General features: G+C 40.0%; 13 protein-coding genes. 2 read left to right on the plus strand and 11 right to left on the minus strand.

The window, feature by feature from the left end:
- Positions 1 to 72: 72 nt before the first annotated feature.
- Complete coding sequence (locus J3U50_RS06650) at positions 73 to 1,365, plus strand: adenylosuccinate synthase (protein ID WP_301945888.1); 1,293 nt, start codon at positions 73 to 75, stop codon at positions 1,363 to 1,365.
- Between the two features lie 15 nt (positions 1,366 to 1,380).
- Entirely contained in the window at positions 1,381 to 2,346 is a 966-nt protein-coding gene (locus tag J3U50_RS06655; protein ID WP_301945889.1) for a GMP reductase, read from the plus strand.
- Between the two features lie 550 nt (positions 2,347 to 2,896).
- On the opposite strand, the gene J3U50_RS06660 is transcribed toward J3U50_RS06655, so the two are convergent.
- The 11 genes from J3U50_RS06660 to nhaC all read right to left on the minus strand — a co-directional run bounded on the left by J3U50_RS06660 (position 2,897) and on the right by nhaC (position 18,609).
- Positions 2,897 to 3,670, minus strand: coding sequence for a hypothetical protein (locus J3U50_RS06660; protein ID WP_301945890.1), 774 nt, complete (start codon positions 3,668 to 3,670; stop codon positions 2,897 to 2,899).
- 265 nt (positions 3,671 to 3,935) lie between these two features.
- Entirely contained in the window at positions 3,936 to 6,362 is a 2,427-nt protein-coding gene (locus J3U50_RS06665) for a BspA family leucine-rich repeat surface protein (RefSeq protein ID WP_301945891.1), read from the minus strand.
- Between the two features lie 163 nt (positions 6,363 to 6,525).
- Positions 6,526 to 7,185, minus strand: a complete 660-nt coding sequence (locus J3U50_RS06670; protein WP_301945892.1) for a class A sortase — start codon at positions 7,183 to 7,185, stop codon at positions 6,526 to 6,528.
- A 127-nt stretch (positions 7,186 to 7,312) separates the two neighbouring features.
- The gene (locus J3U50_RS06675; RefSeq protein WP_301945893.1) at positions 7,313 to 8,257 is read right to left on the minus strand and encodes a dihydroorotate oxidase; all 945 of its coding nucleotides are present in this window, start codon (positions 8,255 to 8,257) and stop codon (positions 7,313 to 7,315) included.
- Between the two features lie 11 nt (positions 8,258 to 8,268).
- Entirely contained in the window at positions 8,269 to 11,445 is a 3,177-nt protein-coding gene (gene carB, locus J3U50_RS06680; RefSeq protein ID WP_301945894.1) for a carbamoyl-phosphate synthase large subunit, read from the minus strand.
- A 1-nt stretch (position 11,446) separates the two neighbouring features.
- On the minus strand, positions 11,447 to 12,526 hold the full coding sequence (locus J3U50_RS06685; protein ID WP_301945895.1) for a carbamoyl phosphate synthase small subunit: 1,080 nt from the start codon (positions 12,524 to 12,526) through the stop codon (positions 11,447 to 11,449).
- Positions 12,527 to 13,795, minus strand: a complete 1,269-nt coding sequence (locus J3U50_RS06690) for a dihydroorotase (RefSeq protein WP_301945896.1) — start codon at positions 13,793 to 13,795, stop codon at positions 12,527 to 12,529.
- Positions 13,779 to 14,717, minus strand: a complete 939-nt coding sequence (locus J3U50_RS06695; RefSeq protein WP_301945897.1) for an aspartate carbamoyltransferase catalytic subunit — start codon at positions 14,715 to 14,717, stop codon at positions 13,779 to 13,781. The genes J3U50_RS06690 and J3U50_RS06695 overlap by 17 nt, the downstream gene beginning before the upstream one ends.
- 415 nt (positions 14,718 to 15,132) lie before the next feature.
- Positions 15,133 to 15,858, minus strand: a complete 726-nt coding sequence (locus J3U50_RS06700) for a LysM peptidoglycan-binding domain-containing protein (protein WP_301945898.1) — start codon at positions 15,856 to 15,858, stop codon at positions 15,133 to 15,135.
- A 379-nt stretch (positions 15,859 to 16,237) separates the two neighbouring features.
- The gene (locus J3U50_RS06705; protein WP_054607854.1) at positions 16,238 to 16,720 is read right to left on the minus strand and encodes a LysM peptidoglycan-binding domain-containing protein; all 483 of its coding nucleotides are present in this window, start codon (positions 16,718 to 16,720) and stop codon (positions 16,238 to 16,240) included.
- Positions 16,721 to 17,226: 506 nt separating this feature from the next.
- Positions 17,227 to 18,609 (minus strand): Na+/H+ antiporter NhaC, encoded by a 1,383-nt coding sequence (gene nhaC, locus J3U50_RS06710; RefSeq protein ID WP_054607853.1) that lies wholly within the window; start codon positions 18,607 to 18,609, stop codon positions 17,227 to 17,229.
- Between the last annotated feature and the right edge of the window lie 70 nt (positions 18,610 to 18,679).

An 18,679-nucleotide genomic window follows, 5' to 3' on the forward strand; every position in this document is an offset into this window, starting at 1 on the left:
GCATGGTAAAATCTTTCCTGGAGTGTTGAAATATACTCCTCAATACTTAAAGAAATATATGAGGTGAACTTGATGTCATCAATCGTTATTATAGGTAGCCAATGGGGCGACGAAGGAAAGGGTAAAATTACCGACTTTCTAAGTCAAGATGCTGATATGATCGTAAGATATTCTGGCGGAGACAACGCCGGCCATACCATCGTTATTGACAACAAGGAATTTCACTGCCGTTTAATTCCATCCGGAATCTTCTATTCCGATAAGCTAAGTATCATCGGAAACGGAGTTGTAGTTAATCCAGAAACTTTAATTTCTGAAATGGACTACTTAGAAGAAAATGGTTTTGATTATTCTGGACTACGTATCTCAAACAGAGCCCAAGTAATCATGCCATACCACATCTTGTTTGATAAATTACAAGAAGAACAAAAAGAACATAAATTAGGTACCACCCACAAGGGAATCGGACCTGCTTATATGGATAAACTAGAACGTATCGGTATTCGTATCGCCGACTTGATTGACGAACATACCTTTGCTGACAAGTTACACCAAGCATTAAACATTAAAAACAACATCTTAGAAAAACTATACGACCAACCTGGTTTTGACTTCGATGAAATCTTTACTAAGTACAGTGCATACGCTAAGAAGATTGCACCATTCGTTACTGACACTTCTCTACTAATTAATGAAGCTTTAGATAACGACAAAAAAGTACTATTTGAAGGTGCCCAAGGCGCAATGTTAGATATTGACCATGGAACTTATCCATACGTTACTTCATCTAACCCTACTGCCGGAAACGCAGCCACTGGTACTGGTATCGGTCCTAACCGTATCAACTCAGTCGTCGGTGTATGTAAAGCCTACACATCACGTGTTGGTGATGGACCTTTCCCAACCGAATTATTCGATGAACGCGCTGATCGTATCCGTGAAGTCGCTCATGAATATGGGGTTGTTACTAAGCGTCCTCGTCGTATTGGTTGGTTAGATGCCGTTGTCCTACAACATGCCGTTCGTACTTCTGGTATCACCCACCTATCACTTAACTGTCTAGATGTACTTTCTGGTTTTGACACCGTTCGTATCTGTACTGGTTACAAATACAATGGCGAATTAATCAAGTACTACCCTGCTAACCTAGACTTCCTAGATAAGTGCGAACCTGTCTTTGAAGACCTACCTGGCTGGGAAGAAGACATTACTAAGTGCAAGACTGTCGAAGAACTACCCGCTAACGCACAAAATTATCTAAAACGTGTTTCTGAACTAACTGGCGTTGAACTATGTACTTTCGCCGTTGGTCCAGACCGTGAAGCTACTAACATTTTGAAAAACGTATGGGAAGATCATAAATAAAGTGAGGTCATTATAATGAGAACTTTTGATTACCACAATGTCCAATTATTACCTGAAAAATGTATAATCAAGAGCCGTAGTGAAGCTGATACTTCAGTTCAATTCGGCCCACATAAATTCCAACTACCAGTTGTTCCCGCAAACATGGAAACAGTTATGGATGAAAATCTAGCTACTTGGATGGCTCAACATGACTACTTCTACGTAATGCACAGATTCCAACCGGAACAACGTCTAGAATTTGTTCAAAACATGCACAAAAAAGGTTTATTTGCTTCAATTAGTGTTGGTATCAAGGATGCTGAATACGACTTTATCGATGAATTAAAAGCCGCTGACGCTGTCCCTGAATACACTACTATTGATGTGGCTCATGGTCACTCAGACTTCGTTATCAAGATGATTAAATACATCAAAAAAGAAATTCCAGAAACTTTCCTAATCGTAGGTAATCTAGGTACTCCTGACGCTGTTCGTGAAATCGAAAACGCCGGTGCTGACGCTACTAAGATTGGGATTGGACCTGGTAAAGCATGTATCACTAAGTACAAGACTGGTTTCGGTACTGGTGGTTGGCAACTTTCAGCACTTAAGTGGTGCTCAAAGGCTGCTACTAAGCCAATGATTGCTGATGGTGGTATCCGTACTAACGGTGATCTTGCTAAGTCAATTCGTTTCGGTGCAACCATGATGATGATTGGTTCAGTTTTCGCTGGTCACGTGCAATCACCTGGTGAAATCGTCGAAAAGAATGGTAAGAAATTCAAACAATACTGGGGTTCAGCTTCTGCCAAACAAAAAGGTGAACACCACAACGTTGAAGGTCGTCAATTGTTAATCCCATTCAAGGGAAACATTGAAGACACCCTTTTAGAAATGAAAGAAGATTTACAATCATCAATCTCATACGCTGGTGGAAAAGACTTAATGTCACTACGTAAAGTTAACTACGTTCTACTAGACAGCATTGATGAATCATAGGATTTATATGTAAAAAGACCAACTCAGGAGAGTTGGTCTTTTTTTGTTGCTAAGTGTTAATTGAAACAAGTATATCTCTACAAAGTGGTCAGATTGGTTCGATTTGTTTGTGAACCTACTTTCCATTTGGGACTTCTTCGCTTCTGAAAGAAGTGTTGGCAATAGCCTAGCGGTCATTGTTCTTGTGTTTCTAGTATCTCAAAAAATTTATAAGAAATGATATGGAGGATTTATTCATGAAAGCTGCAAAGAATTTACTAAACATAAATAACATTGAAATTATTTCAAACTTGTCATCCTTATGTCTATTCATTGGATTAGATAAAAGCATGACTTTTTTGATAGTTACATTTTTCATGTTTTCAAAACATCTATTAATTATGACCAAGAATATTTTCACTTACTTAAATGATATTCGAAGTGGCGTCGAGCCGACGCCCGGAAAAGACTTGATTAAAGTCAAAACCATCCACAGATGCTCTCGCATCTGCAGTAAAGCTTTGAGGATGAAGAAGTCGGTAAGTGAGTTTTATATTAAATATTAATAGAACTATTTAGCAAGTGAGTAATACTTAATCCTTTTTCCACTATATGCATCGGTATATTCTGCACGACTAATAATTTGATTGTTATCAATTAATCGATTAATTTCATTTTCGTTATTAAAGGCATTATCAATAAGCATATTGGATGGTTTCAATCTACTTAGATTTTTAGATGTGGAATAGCACTTCTTACCAAATAGCGATTCCTTCCCCAGAGATTTGGTCATATATTTGCTAATGTAGGATGAAATCCTCATAGCATCATCATTATTACTTATATTTTCTACTCTTACAGATCCACCATCATCTTTTATTCTTTCGTCTTTTTTAATTATGGAAGCCCAATACTCGTGAATTTTTTTGTAATCCGGCTTGTATAAATTGGAAATTAAATGATAATGGATTGCTCCTCTTTTTTGGAATTCCATTACACATATGTATTTAAACTCTTCTTTACTTATCTTTCTTATTTTTCTTATGTATTTAGCTAATATTTCATTGGCCATACTAACATCTTCCAAATTATATCTAAAAGTTAACGTAATAAAGCTAAATTTAGTATTTAGAAAATTATTTTGAATCAATCCAATTATTTTCTTCTTAGCTCTATGGTTACTTTTTGTTCTACTTTCCATGTTTGTTTTTTTATTGCCAGATTTCTTTGTGATATGTAGTCTCTTTACTTTCTTACCTTTCGGTTTAACTTTTTCAAAAATACGAATCTCTCTTACATGTTCACCTTCCATCAAGCTGACATTATAATAATTATCGCTTTTCATCTTCATACTCCTTGTAAATGATATTAATAACTCTACCAAATGAACATTAATAATATATTATATAAAATTAATATTTTGCATATAATGTTTATATGGTTACTATAAACGTAAAGTCAGTATTTCCAAACCCTTCTTGTTCTTTTTTTACTTAAACTTAACTATGGTTAAATATCAGTAAACATTAACTGATCCTAATGAACTTGCGTTTAAATATAATCAAAAATAAAAAAGCCAACTCTTTCGAGTTGGCTTTTTTGGTTACTTATTATTTTTCATTTCTTTTACGTCTAAATAAAGCTAAAGCAAAAGATGAAATTAACATTAATAGCCCCATTACTTGGTAGGATTTGGTACCTTCATCACCAGTTTGTGGCAATTTATCTTTTTGTGTCTTATCAACATTCATTTTCTTGTTGTTAAGCTTTTGGTTTGTTGTCTTTTTACTGTTCTTATCTTTTGTCTTAACAGGGTTTGCAGCGTTGTTTTTGTTTGAGCTTGGTACCTTCGCTACTGAACTTGAAGCACTTGAACTTTGCGCGCTGCTTTGTTCTGTGCTTGTTGCGCTTGAACTTTCTGCACTGCTTTGTTCTGTGCTTGTGGCACTTGAGCTTTGCGCGCTGCTTTGTTCTGTGCTTGTGGCACTTGAACTTTCTGCACTGCTTTGTTCTGTGCTTGTGGCACTTGAACTTTGTGCGCTGCTTTGTTCGGAACTTGAGACGCTAGAACTTTGTGCACTACTATGTTCAGCACTTGAGACACTTGAACTTTGAGCACTGCTGTGTTCTGTGCTTGTGGCACTGGAGCTTTGGGCACTGCTGTGTTCTGCGCTTGTGGCACTTGAACTTTGCGCACTACTGTGTTCAGCACTTGAGACACTTGAACTTTGGGCACTGCTTTGTTCTGCGCTTGAAACGCTGGAACTTTGCGCACTGCTTTGTTCTGAACTTGAGACGCTAGAATTTTGAGCACTGCTTTGTTCTGTACTTGTTGCGCTGGAACTTTGTGCACTGCTTTGTTCGGCACTTGAGGCACTTGAACTTTGCGCACTACTTTGTTCGGCACTTGAGGCACTTGAACTTTGCGCACTGCTTTGTTCTGTACTTGTTGCGCTTGAACTTTGCGCACTGCTTTGTTCAGCACTTGAAACACTGGAGCTTTGTGCACTACTGTGTTCGGCACTTGTTGCGCTGGAACTTTGCGCACTGCTTTGTTCTGCACTTGAGGCATTTGAGCTTTGTGCACTGCTTGATGAAGAACTTGATTGTGAATTAGTTTCTTTGGCAATCAATACTTTGTATGTTTGAGTACCATCAGTTGGTACTAGTGTAGCTTCCTTATCATTTACTAAACGATAGCCAGATGGTAATAATGCACTTACATTAACAGCTTGTGTATCTAGAACATTAAAATCTTTAGAAACAACAGTTGCGTCGTTATTTTGATCAACTAGGTTAATAGTTCCATTTAATTGTTTGTATACCTTCACTTCAATTTGACCGTTATCACCTTGTTTTAAATTAATAACGTTATCATTATCATTTAGGACACCGTATCCTGCAGGAACCGGAATACTAATAGGGGTATTCACCACACCTTGAGCGACGACAGCAGGAGATAATGTTTGCCCATTGGCATTACCATTAACAATCTTAACTACTGCAGCTCCCCAATCTTTGCTAGGTTCACCATTTATACTCAATGTTCCATCTTGATTTAATTTATATAGATTAACATTTCCGACTGCACTATCGAATTGAACCTTAGATGGGTCGTAATTAGGTCCAATAATGATGGATTGAAGATTACTTTTAACTAAATCCTGTTTATCATTGTATGGATATCCATCGTCATTTCCTCCTGGTATAAAAGCAAAAGCTTGACTTACACCATTAATATTACGGGTGTCCAAGTTAGCAATATTAACACTAGTTAATTGAGGAGTGTTAATAAACATATATACCATTGAAGATAAATTAGGTGTTTTAAAGTTAGATAAATCGATACTCTTTAATGATGTTGCCCATCCTAAAAAGTAGTTAAGATTTGTTACTTTTTCAGTATTAAAAGTATTAACACCGACAAGATTTGTAAGATTGTAGTCATGAGCAAACATTTCTGACATATCGGTTACATTGCTGGTGTCTAGACCAGTAACATTAATGTCTGTGACGCGGTGATCACCTGCAAACATTTCAAAAGCATTAGTTAAGTTTGGTGTTTTCCAACTGCTTACATCAATGGATTGTAAGTTATGATCTTCAACAAATAATCCACTTGCGATAGATAGTTGACTAGCATCAACTTTATCTAGGCCAACAAATTCAGTTAGGTTATTAAAATCACCTAACAATCTACCTGATACACTTGGTAATTTCACCGTGTTTAAAAAGACAATCTTCTTTACACTTGATTTGTCAAATGGGAATGTTCCTAATGTCGCAACGGTATCACCAGATGAAACTGTTAAGACACCGTCACTACTTAAGGTAACATTAGCATCTCCCCACTTACCTGTTTGCACCTGAGTTGCAGAAGCAGTATCAGCATGAACATTGTTTACGTTACTTTGGACATATGCTCCGGTTCCAAGCAAACCGACTGTCACGATGGATACTACGACCCAGTTCTTTTTTACTTTGCGCATTACTTTTTTATTACTGTATTCATAATTATTTTTCTTGTTATATTTCATTGTTAACACCCCTGAGTCAATAAACTTTATCTTCATTCAATTATAGTCATTCTAAAAAATAAAATTAAAATTACATTAAAACTTAATGTTTTCTTATCAATTTTTTCACTTTCTTAACATAAGTAGACACAAAGTAAAAAGAGGACTATCACAGTCCTCTTTTTTACTTAAAGTATTTAGCTGTCTTATCCGTTAAGTCGGTAATTGAGCTTAGTTTAGCTCTTACCATTGTACGGTTTGGTTCATTTGGTGTCCCACTAGCACAGGTAATCAACGTTAATGTTGGTTTCTTGTACTTCTTGGTGATGTATTGGGTATCGTATTGATCAATCACAGAGACTGAGCTGACTTCATACTTGTATACTTTTTTACCGTTGGTGATGTAAATGGCATCCCCTTCAACCACCTTGTGTAATGGGCCAAACAAAATCTTTTCGTTGTTCATGTGATGTCCGGCAATCGCATAGTTACCCTTACCTAATTGTTGGTTGGGTTTCATAGTTCCGACCCCTGACAATAATTCTTCGTTATCCAAACCATAGTAGACTGGTAAGTTGATTGAAACTGATGGAATAGAAATCTTACCAATCATTGTGTGTTTATGACTAAAGATGGCCTTTGAGATTGAAGAAGCACTAACGCTTTCAATCTTTGAAAAGTCAAAGTTGGCCTTCTTGCTTTTATCTTGTTGAACGATCTTACCGTTCATTTCACTGCTAATCAAATGTTGAATGGCTGAGTTTTCTAGAAATGGTAGACTAACTAGAAAAATTCCAACTACAAGTAGCAATACCCATGTAGCTGTATATAATTTCTTTCTCATGATGATTCCTCACTCGTTATTTTATAGTTTTATCGTACCATAAAAACCAAAAGTTTCGTCATTTGAGGTTCAAGCATTACCAATTTTTAAATAAAAAAAGACTGATTATTCCCAGTCTCTTTTTTGGCTAGTCTTCAATTACCTTTAGTTTGCCGCGGAAATCATCTAGTGATGCGTATCCCTTAGCTTCCATAATGTCAGTTAACTCTCTTGTGACACGTTCGAAAGTTTGTAGCCCTTCTTCGTATAGTTGAGTCCCGATTGAAACCATCTCAGCACCGCATAAGATGTGTGCGAAAGCGTCTCGTCCGTTGGTAACTCCACCGGTACCAATAATCTTAATGTCATCGTTTAGACGTTGACGTAAGCCGCGGACATTGGCTAAGGCAGTTGGTAGGACCATTGATCCTCCGACGCCCCCAAAGCCACCTTTTGGTTTTAATACGACGGTTTCTGAGTTGGTATCAATCCATAGTCCATTTCCCACTGAGTTAATGGTATTCACGTGGCTTAATGGATACTTGTTCAATACTTCGGCAATCATGTCGAAGTGAACTAAATCGAAGTAAGGTGGCAACTTAATGCCTAGTGGTTTCTTGTAGAAACTGAATACTTCGTGTAGTAAGTCATCAGCAGCTGCAAAATCATATGCCATTTGAGGTTTACCAATCACGTTTGGACAAGATAGGTTCAACTCGGTCAAACCTTGGTAGTCATCGTTATCTTGAAGTTGGTGTAGCATCTCCAAGTCTTCTTCCTTTGACATCCCTGCCACTGATACGATGATTGGCTTTTTTTGGTCGTGATTCTTCAAGTAATCCATGTAGTAATCGAACCCTTGGTTAGGTAGACCCATTGAGTTAATGGAGCCGTTTGCTAGACGGTAGTATCGAGGCAATGGATTTCCAAAGCGACTCTTTGGAGTCATACTCTTGGTTACCATGGCACCTGATACCGGTTCGTTCATTAGTTCGTCTAGTTCTTGTTCGGTCTGACAATGAATTCCTGACGCGTTTAAAAATAGGTTCTTTACTGACATGTTGGCGATTTGTGCTGATAAGTCTACTGACATTTGAATTCCTCCTAAAGTGCGTTGACGGTTAGTGTTTGATCTTCTAGTACTGTTAACAATGATGCAACAGTGTCTAATGCGGTGAACAATGGCACCGCATTTTCAATCGCTGCGGCTCTGATTTGTGCTTCATCATCAAAGGTTGCTTCGGTTGAATCAATGGTGTTAACGACTAGTTTTAGGTGTTGCTTGTTTAATTCGCTGACCGGGTTATTATCATCGTCTTCTGAGAACTTGTGGATTAAGGCGTTGTCTAAACCATTTTCTTGGAAGAAACGATGAGTGTTTTCAGTCGCTTTAATTTGGAACCCTAATCTTCTGAAACGTTTGGCTAGTTCTAATGCTTCTTGCTTGTCTTCGTCGCAGACAGTGAATAAGACGTTGCCTGATGTTGGAATGGTAATTCCTGATGCGATGAATGACTTGTATAGTGCCTTGGCGTAGCTGGTGTCTGATCCCATTGCTTCACCGGTGGACTTCATTTCAGGGCCTAGTGTGTTATCGACTAGTGGTAGTTTTGAGAAACTAAACACTGGTGATTTCACGCTAATGCGGTTGGCTGGTGTCACTACCCCAGACTTGTAGCCTAGGTCGGATAGTTTTTCACCGGCCATGATACGAGTTGCAAGGTCAGCCATTGGGACGTGAGCCACCTTAGACATGAATGGTACTGTTCTGGAAGCCCTTGGGTTAACTTCGATGACGTATGCCACGTCGTCTTTGATAACGAATTGGACGTTCATCAACCCCTTGGTGTTTAGCGCCTTGGCTAGTTCAACCGCCGCAGTCTCGATTTGGTCTTGGACAGTTTGTGACATGATTTGTGGTGGGTATACTCCCATTGAGTCCCCTGAGTGAATTCCGGCTCTTTCGATGTGTTCTAGAATTCCAGGAATGACCACAGTTTCTCCGTCTGATACGACATCCACTTCGGCTTCTGAACCCAGTAGGTATTGGTCGATTAGGACTGGATGGTCGTTAGATGCGTGGACCGCCTTAGTCATGTAACGGTGTAGTTCTTCGTCGTCATGGACGATTTCCATTGCCTTTCCACCTAGTACGTATGAAGGTCTAATCATGACTGGGTAGCCGATTTGGTTAGCAATCTTTAGCGCTTCATCGATGTTTGTGGCGGTGTCACCTTGTGGTTGTGGTAGTTTCAATTGTTTGATGACTTGGTCGAAGTCGTGACGATCCTCGGCGCGGTTGATGTCTTCCACGGTTGTTCCTAATACCTTCACGCCCGCTTCGTGTAGTGGTTCTGCCAGGTTAATCGCAGTTTGACCGCCGAATTGGACGATCACTCCTTCTGGTTTTTCAATGTCAATCACGTTTAGCACGTCTTCGATAGTTAGTGGTTCGAAGTATAACTTGTCTGACATTGAGAAGTCGGTTGAAACTGTTTCTGGGTTGGAGTTCATGATGATGGCTTCATAGCCCAACTGTTGAAGAGTTTGCACACCGTGAACCGTGGCGTAATCGAATTCAACTCCTTGACCGATTCTAATTGGTCCAGAACCTAGGACTAAGACTGATTTCTTGTCTGATACTTCTGATTCACTGTGTTGGCCCCATGTGCTGTAGAAGTATGGAGTGGCCGCCTTGATTTCACCGGCTGATGTATCAACCATCTTGTAGACTGGTGTGATGTTATTGTCCTTACGCATTTGACGAACTGAATTTTCGTCGGTGTTCCAAATTTTAGCAATCCATTCGTCTGAGAAACCGTAGCGCTTGGCCATCTTCAACATTGGAAGTGATTGGTCGGTTGCTAACTCTGTTTCAATTTCTACGATGTGTTGAATTTTATCTAAGAAGAATAAGTTGATTTGGGTGCGAGCATTGATTTGTTCAATGGTAGCCCCTCTTCTGATTAGTTCGGCAATCATGAATAGTCGATCGTCGGTTGGGTCTTCAATTGCTTGAAGCATATCGGCTGTGTCGACACCTTCGTATTCGGCTGGGTCAAAGTAGCGTTGGTCGATTTCCAAAGAACGAACTGACTTTAATAAAGACTCTTCGAAGTTTCGACCGATGGCCATGGCTTCACCGGTAGCCTTCATTTGTGTTCCTAGGTGGTTATCCGCTTGTGGGAACTTATCGAATGGCCAGCGTGGTATCTTGGTTACGACGTAATCCAAGGCTGGTTCGAATTGAGCTAGTGTGATTTGAGTTACCGGGTTCTTGATTTCGTTTAGATTGATACCGACCGCAATCTTTGCGGCAATCTTTGCGATTGGGTATCCGGTCGCCTTTGATGCTAGTGCTGATGAACGTGAGACACGGGGGTTAACTTCGATGATGTAGTACTTCATTGAAGTTGGGCTTAGTGCCATTTGCACGTTACATCCCCCTTCGATATGAAGGGCTCTGATAATCTTCAATGCGGCGTCACGTAGCATTTCGTATTCACGGTCGGATAGTGTTTGGACCGGTGCGGCAACGATTGAGTCTCCGGTATGCACCCCGACTGGGTCGACGTTTTCCATCGAGCAGACAATCATGGCGTTATCGATTTGGTCTCTCATTACTTCCATTTCGATTTCCTTGTATCCAGCGATTGAGCGTTCCACTAGGACTTGGCTGATTGGTGATAGACGTAGTCCGTTTTCCATGATTTCTTCGAATTCGGCCATGTTGTGAGCGAATCCACCACCGGTTCCCCCTAGTGTGTAGGCTGGACGAATGGCTAGTGGAAATCCGATTTCGTTGGCGAATGCAATCGCGTCTTCCATGTTTTCGACCGTTTTTGATTCGGGAACTGGTTCACCGATTTCTTCCATTAGGTTTTTGAAACGAAGTCTGTCTTCTGCTTCTTCGATGGCGTCTAGCTTGGTACCCAGTAGTTCGACGTTGTATTCGTTTAGGATATTACTGTCGGCTAGGTCCTTGGCCATGTTCAAACCAGTTTGACCACCCAATGTTGGTAGAATTGCATCGGGTAATTCTTGGCGGATGATTTTACTGATGAATTCCAATGTGATTGGTTCGACGAAAATCTTGTCGGCGATGGTGGTGTCGGTCATGATGGTTGCTGGGTTGGAGTTGATTAGGATTACTTCGTATCCTTCTTCCTTCAAGGCTAGGCAAGCTTGAGAGCCTGAGTAGTCAAATTCAGCAGCTTGCCCGATGATGATTGGTCCGGATCCAATTACTAAAATCTTGTTAATGTCAGTTCGTTTTGCCATCTTAAATCCCCGCTTTCTGGTTGTCTTGCATTGCTTTTACAAAGTCGTCAAAGACGTATTCAGCATCATGTGGTCCAGGTGATGCGTCTGGATGATATTGGACTGAGAATGCTGGTCGATTCTTCAAACGCACTCCTTCGACAGTTCCGTCGTTGATTTCTGTTTGGGTAATTTCTAGTTCAGTTGATGGAATTGATTCAGCGTCCACCGCGTATCCATGGTTTTGGGAAGTGAAGTAAGTTTGTTCCTTACCGGCTTCTGCAATCGCGTGGTTGAAACCACGGTGGCCAAACTTCATCTTGTAGGTGTTAGCACCGTTGGCTAAAGCGAATAGTTGGTGACCTAGACAAATTCCTAGGATTGGTAGTTGTTCTTCTAGTTCGCGAATGACTGGTAGAACGTATTCTAGTTCCTTTGGATCCCCAGGTCCGTTTGATAGTAGAATGCCATCTGGATGACTAGCTAGAATTTCTTCCGCAGTACTGGTTGATGGGAAGACTGTCACGTTTAAGTTACGTTGCGCTAGTGAACGTAGGATGGAGTCCTTTAGTCCAAAGTCGATTAGAGCGACACGCAAACCAGTATTAGGTGCTTGGTAGACGCTGCTAGTTGAAGCGCTTTGTGCTGATGTGCTTTCTAGTGGTTGGTCAAATGCTGCTTTTATTGTTTCTGGTTTTAAGTCATCGACGATAACAGCTTCCATTGAACCTTCGTCTCTTAATTCTTGGGTTAGTGCTCTAGTATCGATTTGTGAAATTCCTGGAAGGTCTTCTAGTTCAGCGTATTGAGTTAGTGTCATGTTGCTACGCCAGTTTCCAACCAGTCTAGCAATTTCGTTTACGACGATGGCTGCAACTGATGGATGCAAGCTTTCCATGTCATCTCTGTTCACTCCGTAATTTCCGATTAGTGGGTAGGTAAACACTAGCATTTGACCATCGTAACTTGCATCGGTCATGCTTTCTTGGTAACCGGTCATCCCTGTTGAGAATACCAATTCACCGTGAACTACCTTCTTGGAACCAAATCCGATTCCTTCGTAAGTTGAGCCATTCTTTAATACTAAGTATCGTGCTTGCATCTATTCCACGCTCCCATCTTGATATGCGACGTTGCCGTCTACTAATGTTAGTTTTGTCTTTCCATATACCTTTTGACCGATGAACGGTGAGTTCTTACCTTTTGACAAGAAGTCATTGGCGTCGATTTCATATTCATCATTTAGGTCCATCAAGGTTAAGTCAGCTGGTTGGCCCTCTTCTAACCTACCCGCAGGTAAGTGGAAGATGTCAGCTGGATTCTTACTCATCCATTTCACTAATGTCTTTAGGTCAACCAATCCTGATTTAACAAAGCTGGTGTACATTAGGCTGAATGCTGTTTCGATACCGACAATTCCGAATGCGGCATTTTTCATGGATCCTGATTTTTCCTTCTCACTGTGTGGCGCATGGTCGGTTGCTACCATATCGATTGTGCCGTCCATTAGACCAGCGATTAATGCGTGTCTGTCTTCTGGATTTCTTAGCGGTGGGTTCATCTTCATCATTGGGTTGTCACTCTCAATCATTGAGTCATCTAGTAGTAGATGATGCGGTGAAACCTCGGCGGTAACGTTGACCCCGCGTTGTTTAGCCATTCTGACTAATTCGACTGATTCCTTAGTTGAGATATGAGCAACATGGTAGTGGACGCCGGTGTCCTTAGCTAGGACTAAGTCTCTGGCTAGTTGTGATGATTCTGAAAGTGGTGACATCCCTGGAAGTCCTAATTCGTCAGCCTTGGCACCTGCGTTCATTACCCCACCATTGATTAGTGAGTCGTCTTCGACGTGGGCAACCAATGGTTTGTTTAACTTTTGAGCTTCCTTCATGGCTAAATACATTGTTTCAGCGTTTTGGACTCCGTGGCCGTCGTTGGTAAAGGCGATTGCGCCCATCTCAGCCATTTGAGTGAAATCGGTTGGCTTGTATGCGATTAATTGTTTGGAGATTGCTGCGTATTGGTAGGCATGCACAACACTCTCGCGTTGGTTTAGACTTAATTGTTCTTGTAACTCGTGTGGTGTGTCCACGACCGGTTTGACATTTGGCATCACACAGACGCTGGTGAAACCACCGTGCGCTGAGGCCTTACTTCCGGTCTCTGTGGTTTCCTTGTAGGTTAGTCCCGGATCTCTGAAGTGGACGTGGACGTCGACTAGTCCAGGCAGTGCAGTTGCACCATTTCCGTCAATCACTTGATTGAACTTGTCGCCTAGGTTGGTCCCGATGGCCTTGATTTTATTATCTTCGATTAGGATGGATTGTAATTGGTTGTCTACATACACGTTCTTAATTAATGTCTTCATATTCGTCCTCCGCAATTAGGTCTTTACTCTTTAGGATTGATGTTAGGATGGCCATTCTGGCGAACACCCCGTTTTGCATTTGTCGAAAGATTCGAGATTGTGGTGCTTCGACAAGTGCGTCGGCAATTTCGATGTTGCGATTGACCGGTGCCGGATGCATAATGATGGCTTTCTTCTTCATCTTGTTGCCGCGTTCTTCGGTTAGGCCAAAGATGTTGGCGTATTCGACGGCGGTAAAACTTTCACGCGCATCTTCGTTTAGTCTTTCTAATTGCACCCTTAGCATCATCATGACGTCGACTTTTCCGACGATGGTATCGATGTTGGTAAACTCACCGAAGTTGTCGAAGTCACTTGGGTACCATTCATCTGGTCCAGCGAAGTATAGCTTGGCGCCAAGTCGTTTCAAGATTTCAGCGTTTGATCTTGCGACTCTGGAGTGAAGCAAGTCACCGACGATGGCAATCTTTAAACCCTTGAACTTCTTGAACTCGTCGTAGATGGTAAGTAAATCTAGCAAACTTTGTGATGGATGTTGTCCGCTACCGTCACCGGCGTTAACCAATGATGTGTGGATTCTTTCGTCGTCGATGAGTGGTTCGTACCATCCGGTGGTCTTATGTCTGATGACCACCCCGTCGGTACCGATGGCTTGTAACGTTTTGACTGTATCTGATAAGGTTTCACCCTTTTGCACCGAACTATTCTTAGGGTCGATGTTAATTGGTGTGATGCCTAACTTTCGTTCAGCCATTTCAAACGATGTGTGAGTTCGCGTACTGTTTTCATAGAACATGTTAGCGAAGTAGACCGGACGCTTTAGCTGTACTAGTTTGCCGTCACGGTATTGAATGGCTAGCTTGATTAGTCCCATGATTTCGTCATCATTTAACTGATTAAGATCTAAAAAGTGTGTTTGCATGTATCCATCCTCCTAAAAAAGCACCCAACTCGATGGAGTGGGTGCTTGGAATGGTCTGATTGCGTATATTCCAATGCACCCTCTCTGGAGTTGCTTAATTGAAACCAAGATAATAAAAAAGGACTTCCCTGACCGTGTCAGAAAAGTCCCTCAATGTCTGTTGTTTACACTGATGGCGTATAGTTTCTACGCATAGGCCTTGTCTGACTCTCTGGTCAATACTTAAAGGCGAATCTCTTTTTATGTTGTTTATAATATATCATACTTAAAAAATATAACAAGCCATTATTTAATGTTTTTATAAAAACAAATTCAATAACCCTGTCATGAAAGCTTTGTCAGGCAATAAAAAAAGACGCCAGTAAAGGCGTCTTTTTGTAGATATAAATATCGATTGAATAAATCGGCTAAGATCTTAGTACCAACCGTGTTGTAACCAGAATGACTTAGCGTTATCCCATGAACCGTAACGGGCAGCAACATATTGGTCAGCAACTCTTTCTTGGTTAGCAGCTGAGTAGTCACCGTGTAGCATAGCAGCACCTAGTTGGTACTTACCATAGTATTGACCGTTTGAGGCAGTGTATGAACCACCAGATTCACGGTTAGCAATCCAATCCTTAGCAGAACTGTTTGAGCCAGTGTAGCTTGAGCTTTGTGATTGGCTGTAGTTAGTTGTGCTTTGAGTTTGTGATTGACTGTAGTTGCTTGAGCTTTGTGTTTGAGCTTGTGGTTGACTGTAGTTGGTTGTGCTTTGAGTTTGTGTTTGTGCTTGTTGTTGAGTTTGGGCTACTGATTGTTGGTTAGTAGTACTTTGGTTAGTTGTTGTTGAAGCAACAGTGTTTTGATCAGTAGATACAGTTGCACTTGAAGGTAAAGTTAGTTTTTCACCTACGTAGATTAAGTCTGTGTTAACACGGTTGTTAACTGCTCTAAGTGAACTTAATGAAACGTTGTATTTTTGTGATAATCCCCATAGAGTATCACCACTTTGAACAGTCACAGTCTTATTAACTGTTGCCTTAGCTTGTTGTTGTGGTTGTTGTGCAGATGCGTTAGCAGTTTGATCTGCGTTGGCGTTAGCACCACCAGCTACAAATAATCCAGCTACTGCGGCAGTAGCAAATAACATTGACTTCATACTATTTAATTTAACGATAATAATTCACTCCTATAAAAATCTATAATTCTGTATTTCTGTATCGTCGAAAGTGTTAATCGATTTGATTAACTGTGATATATACTACATCGTATCCATTACATGCCTATATCATGCACGTTAAAAGATTTGGCTTTTTCGTAACATTGTCGTTACGCTGTAACAATATGACATCAAAAGTAGCATTACGCCCGTCGTTGAGCCATTTTAAACGTTACATACAGCTTAAATTATTCTAAAATCGTTTCTAATCTGGCAAAAAAGTACCAAAAAAACTTCTCAAAAAGGGATTACAAATTCCAAATTGATCAAAAAATGGATAAAAAAAAGGCGTTGAAAGTAAAACTTTCAACGTCTCTTTTTAATACCAGTTATTGGCAACCCAATGTTGTTTGGCGTTTACCCAAGAACCATATCGGTTAGCAACATATTGTTCTGCGACACGTTCTTGATTAGCTGGTGAGTAATCACCGTTAAGGTAACTACTATCTAATTGATATCTACCATAGTAACGACCGTTTTGTGCGGTGTATGAATCGGTAGATTCATGGAAAGAAATCCATGCCTTTGCTTCGGCATTTGCTTTGTTCCATTCTGATTGAGCACTGGATTGTGATTGATTTTGTTTCTTAGAAGTAGAATGATGTTTATTTGACTTAGTCGAGTGTTGCTTTTGAACCTTCTTATCGTCTTTTGCATCATTATTATTATCTGGAATCACGATTTGATCGCCAGCTAATAAATCATCATCACTATACTTGCCATTAGCATGCTCTAAAACAGACATGAAAACATTGTACTTATCTGACAAGTTTTCTAGTGTATCGCCAGACTTCACAGTCACTACTGTATTCGCGTTGGTATCTACAGTAGCATTTCGGTAAATAGAAAGTAATCCCGCGAACGAGATTGCGATTACAAGAAATAAAACATGAAATTTATATCTAATAACTGAAACACTCCTATATAAAATTAAAAAATAAAAAATTGCGTTTGTTGTCTTTCAACAACGAATGCATATTCTATCTGCTTAATATTACATGAGTATTACATACATGTTACGTTCACTACTTAGTTTGTAATACAGTAACATTACTGTAACTTGTTGAAATATAAATGAACAAAATGACTAATAACACGGCTTTCTAGTTTTAATAATCGTGTACAATATATAGGCATTTTTTGATCAATTTTCGCAAAAAAATTTTGATTTTTTTCAAAACCACTCAAATATGTTTCATTTGAAGTGATGTGCAACGTAAAAAACGCAAACAAAAAACCTACCACAAATCGCTTTATGATAGGCTTTTTAACTTTTTCTTAATAGTATTAAATTATTCTAAACATTAGTTAATCTTTATTGTGCTTAATAGCAATTCCTGTGACTGCACTTAGAATTGAGAACACTGGTGACAAGATACTTAAGAATAGGAATGGTGCAAAGTGACTTGCAGGCACACCTAATGTTGCTGAAATAAATGCTCCGGCAACACCCCATGGAATCAAGTAGTTAATTACGGTACCACCATCTTCAATCGCACGACTTAGTGCAACTGGTGCTAACCCAGCTTGGTGGAAGACCTTCTTAAATGCGTTTGCAGGTAGAATTTCTGATAGGAATTGTTCACCAACGAAGACGTTTACCCCGATGGCTGTAAAGATTACGGCAATGATTAACTTAGCGTCACTGTTTAGATGCTTAGTAAGTGGTTGAACAACGGCATCGATGATACCTAGGTGCATCAATAGTCCACCAAATGCTAAGGCAATCATAATCAATGCTAGAGTTCCCATCATTGAACTGATACCCCCTCTTGATAGAAGAAGGTCAACTGACTTGTTACCAGTCTTTGATACGAAACCACTAGTGATTAGGTCGTTAATCTTTAGTAGTGAAAGCTTGTGATCTTGGATTCCCATTAATCCGATTGAAACAATGATGTTAATGAATAATGTAGGAATTGTTGGAATATGACTCCATGCACAGATAAGTAGTAGTGCGATTGGAATAATTGCTAAGAATGAAATGTGGAAATTGCTGTTCAATACGTTTACTGTTTTGTCGACGTTTGATAGGTTAGCCTTACCATCACTGTGGTTTAAGAACACGAAGATGATGAATGAACCAATCATGGCAGGAATTGTTGACCACATCAAGTTCTTGATGTGAGCAATCAAGTCGGCGCCTGATACCGCAGCAGCTAGGTTAACAGTTGCGGATAGTGGTGATGACTTATCACCGAAGACCGCACCTGAGATAACGGCACCTGCAATCATGGCTGGGTTCATGCCCATAGTGATACCGATTCCCATGAAAGCAATCCCTAAAGTAGAAATAACGGTGAATGCACTACCGATGAATGTACCAACTAAGGCACATACTAGAAAGATTGATGGTAGAAACCAGTTGATGTTAATCAAATGGAAACCAAAAACCATTAGCGAAGGAATTACCCCTGAGGCAATCCAAACACCAATTAGTGAACCAATTAACAGGAAGATAAATAATGGAACAATTCCATTTTTAATTCCAGTGATGAATCCTTCGTCGATGTCATCCCATTTGAAACCTTTGAAACGACCCCAGAATACCAAAAGCATAATTCCAGTTAGGATTGGTACTTCTGGTGAAATTCCTAAACCAATAACACCGAATGACATAATTGCCATCATTACAACTAAAATAATAATTCCCTCAGCCAGAGTGACTGTCGGTTTCTTTTCTTCTTGCATAATATCTCTCCTCAAAATAACGTTAATTTTTTCTTCTATTATATATGTAGTCTTTTATTCATTTTGATAT

The organism is Lactobacillus sp. B3795 (assembly GCF_026535805.1).
Taxonomy (GTDB): Bacteria; Bacillota; Bacilli; order Lactobacillales; family Lactobacillaceae; genus Apilactobacillus; species Apilactobacillus kunkeei_C.

Bases quoted from the DNA above. Each gene is read 5' to 3' on its own strand.
- J3U50_RS06650 (WP_301945888.1), top strand. From the start codon at position 73: ATGTCATCAATCGTTATTATAGGTAGCCAATGGGGCGACGAAGGAAAG.
- J3U50_RS06655 (WP_301945889.1), top strand. From the start codon at position 1,381: ATGAGAACTTTTGATTACCACAATGTCCAATTATTACCTGAAAAATGT.
- J3U50_RS06660 (WP_301945890.1), bottom strand. From the start codon at position 3,670: ATGAAAAGCGATAATTATTATAATGTCAGCTTGATGGAAGGTGAACAT.
- J3U50_RS06665 (WP_301945891.1), bottom strand. From the start codon at position 6,362: ATGAAATATAACAAGAAAAATAATTATGAATACAGTAATAAAAAAGTA.
- J3U50_RS06670 (WP_301945892.1), bottom strand. From the start codon at position 7,185: ATGAGAAAGAAATTATATACAGCTACATGGGTATTGCTACTTGTAGTT.
- J3U50_RS06675 (WP_301945893.1), bottom strand. From the start codon at position 8,257: ATGTCAGTAGACTTATCAGCACAAATCGCCAACATGTCAGTAAAGAAC.
- carB (WP_301945894.1), bottom strand. From the start codon at position 11,445: ATGGCAAAACGAACTGACATTAACAAGATTTTAGTAATTGGATCCGGA.
- J3U50_RS06685 (WP_301945895.1), bottom strand. From the start codon at position 12,526: ATGCAAGCACGATACTTAGTATTAAAGAATGGCTCAACTTACGAAGGA.
- J3U50_RS06690 (WP_301945896.1), bottom strand. From the start codon at position 13,795: ATGAAGACATTAATTAAGAACGTGTATGTAGACAACCAATTACAATCC.
- J3U50_RS06695 (WP_301945897.1), bottom strand. From the start codon at position 14,717: ATGCAAACACACTTTTTAGATCTTAATCAGTTAAATGATGACGAAATC.
- J3U50_RS06700 (WP_301945898.1), bottom strand. From the start codon at position 15,858: ATGAAGTCAATGTTATTTGCTACTGCCGCAGTAGCTGGATTATTTGTA.
- nhaC (WP_054607853.1), bottom strand. From the start codon at position 18,609: ATGCAAGAAGAAAAGAAACCGACAGTCACTCTGGCTGAGGGAATTATT.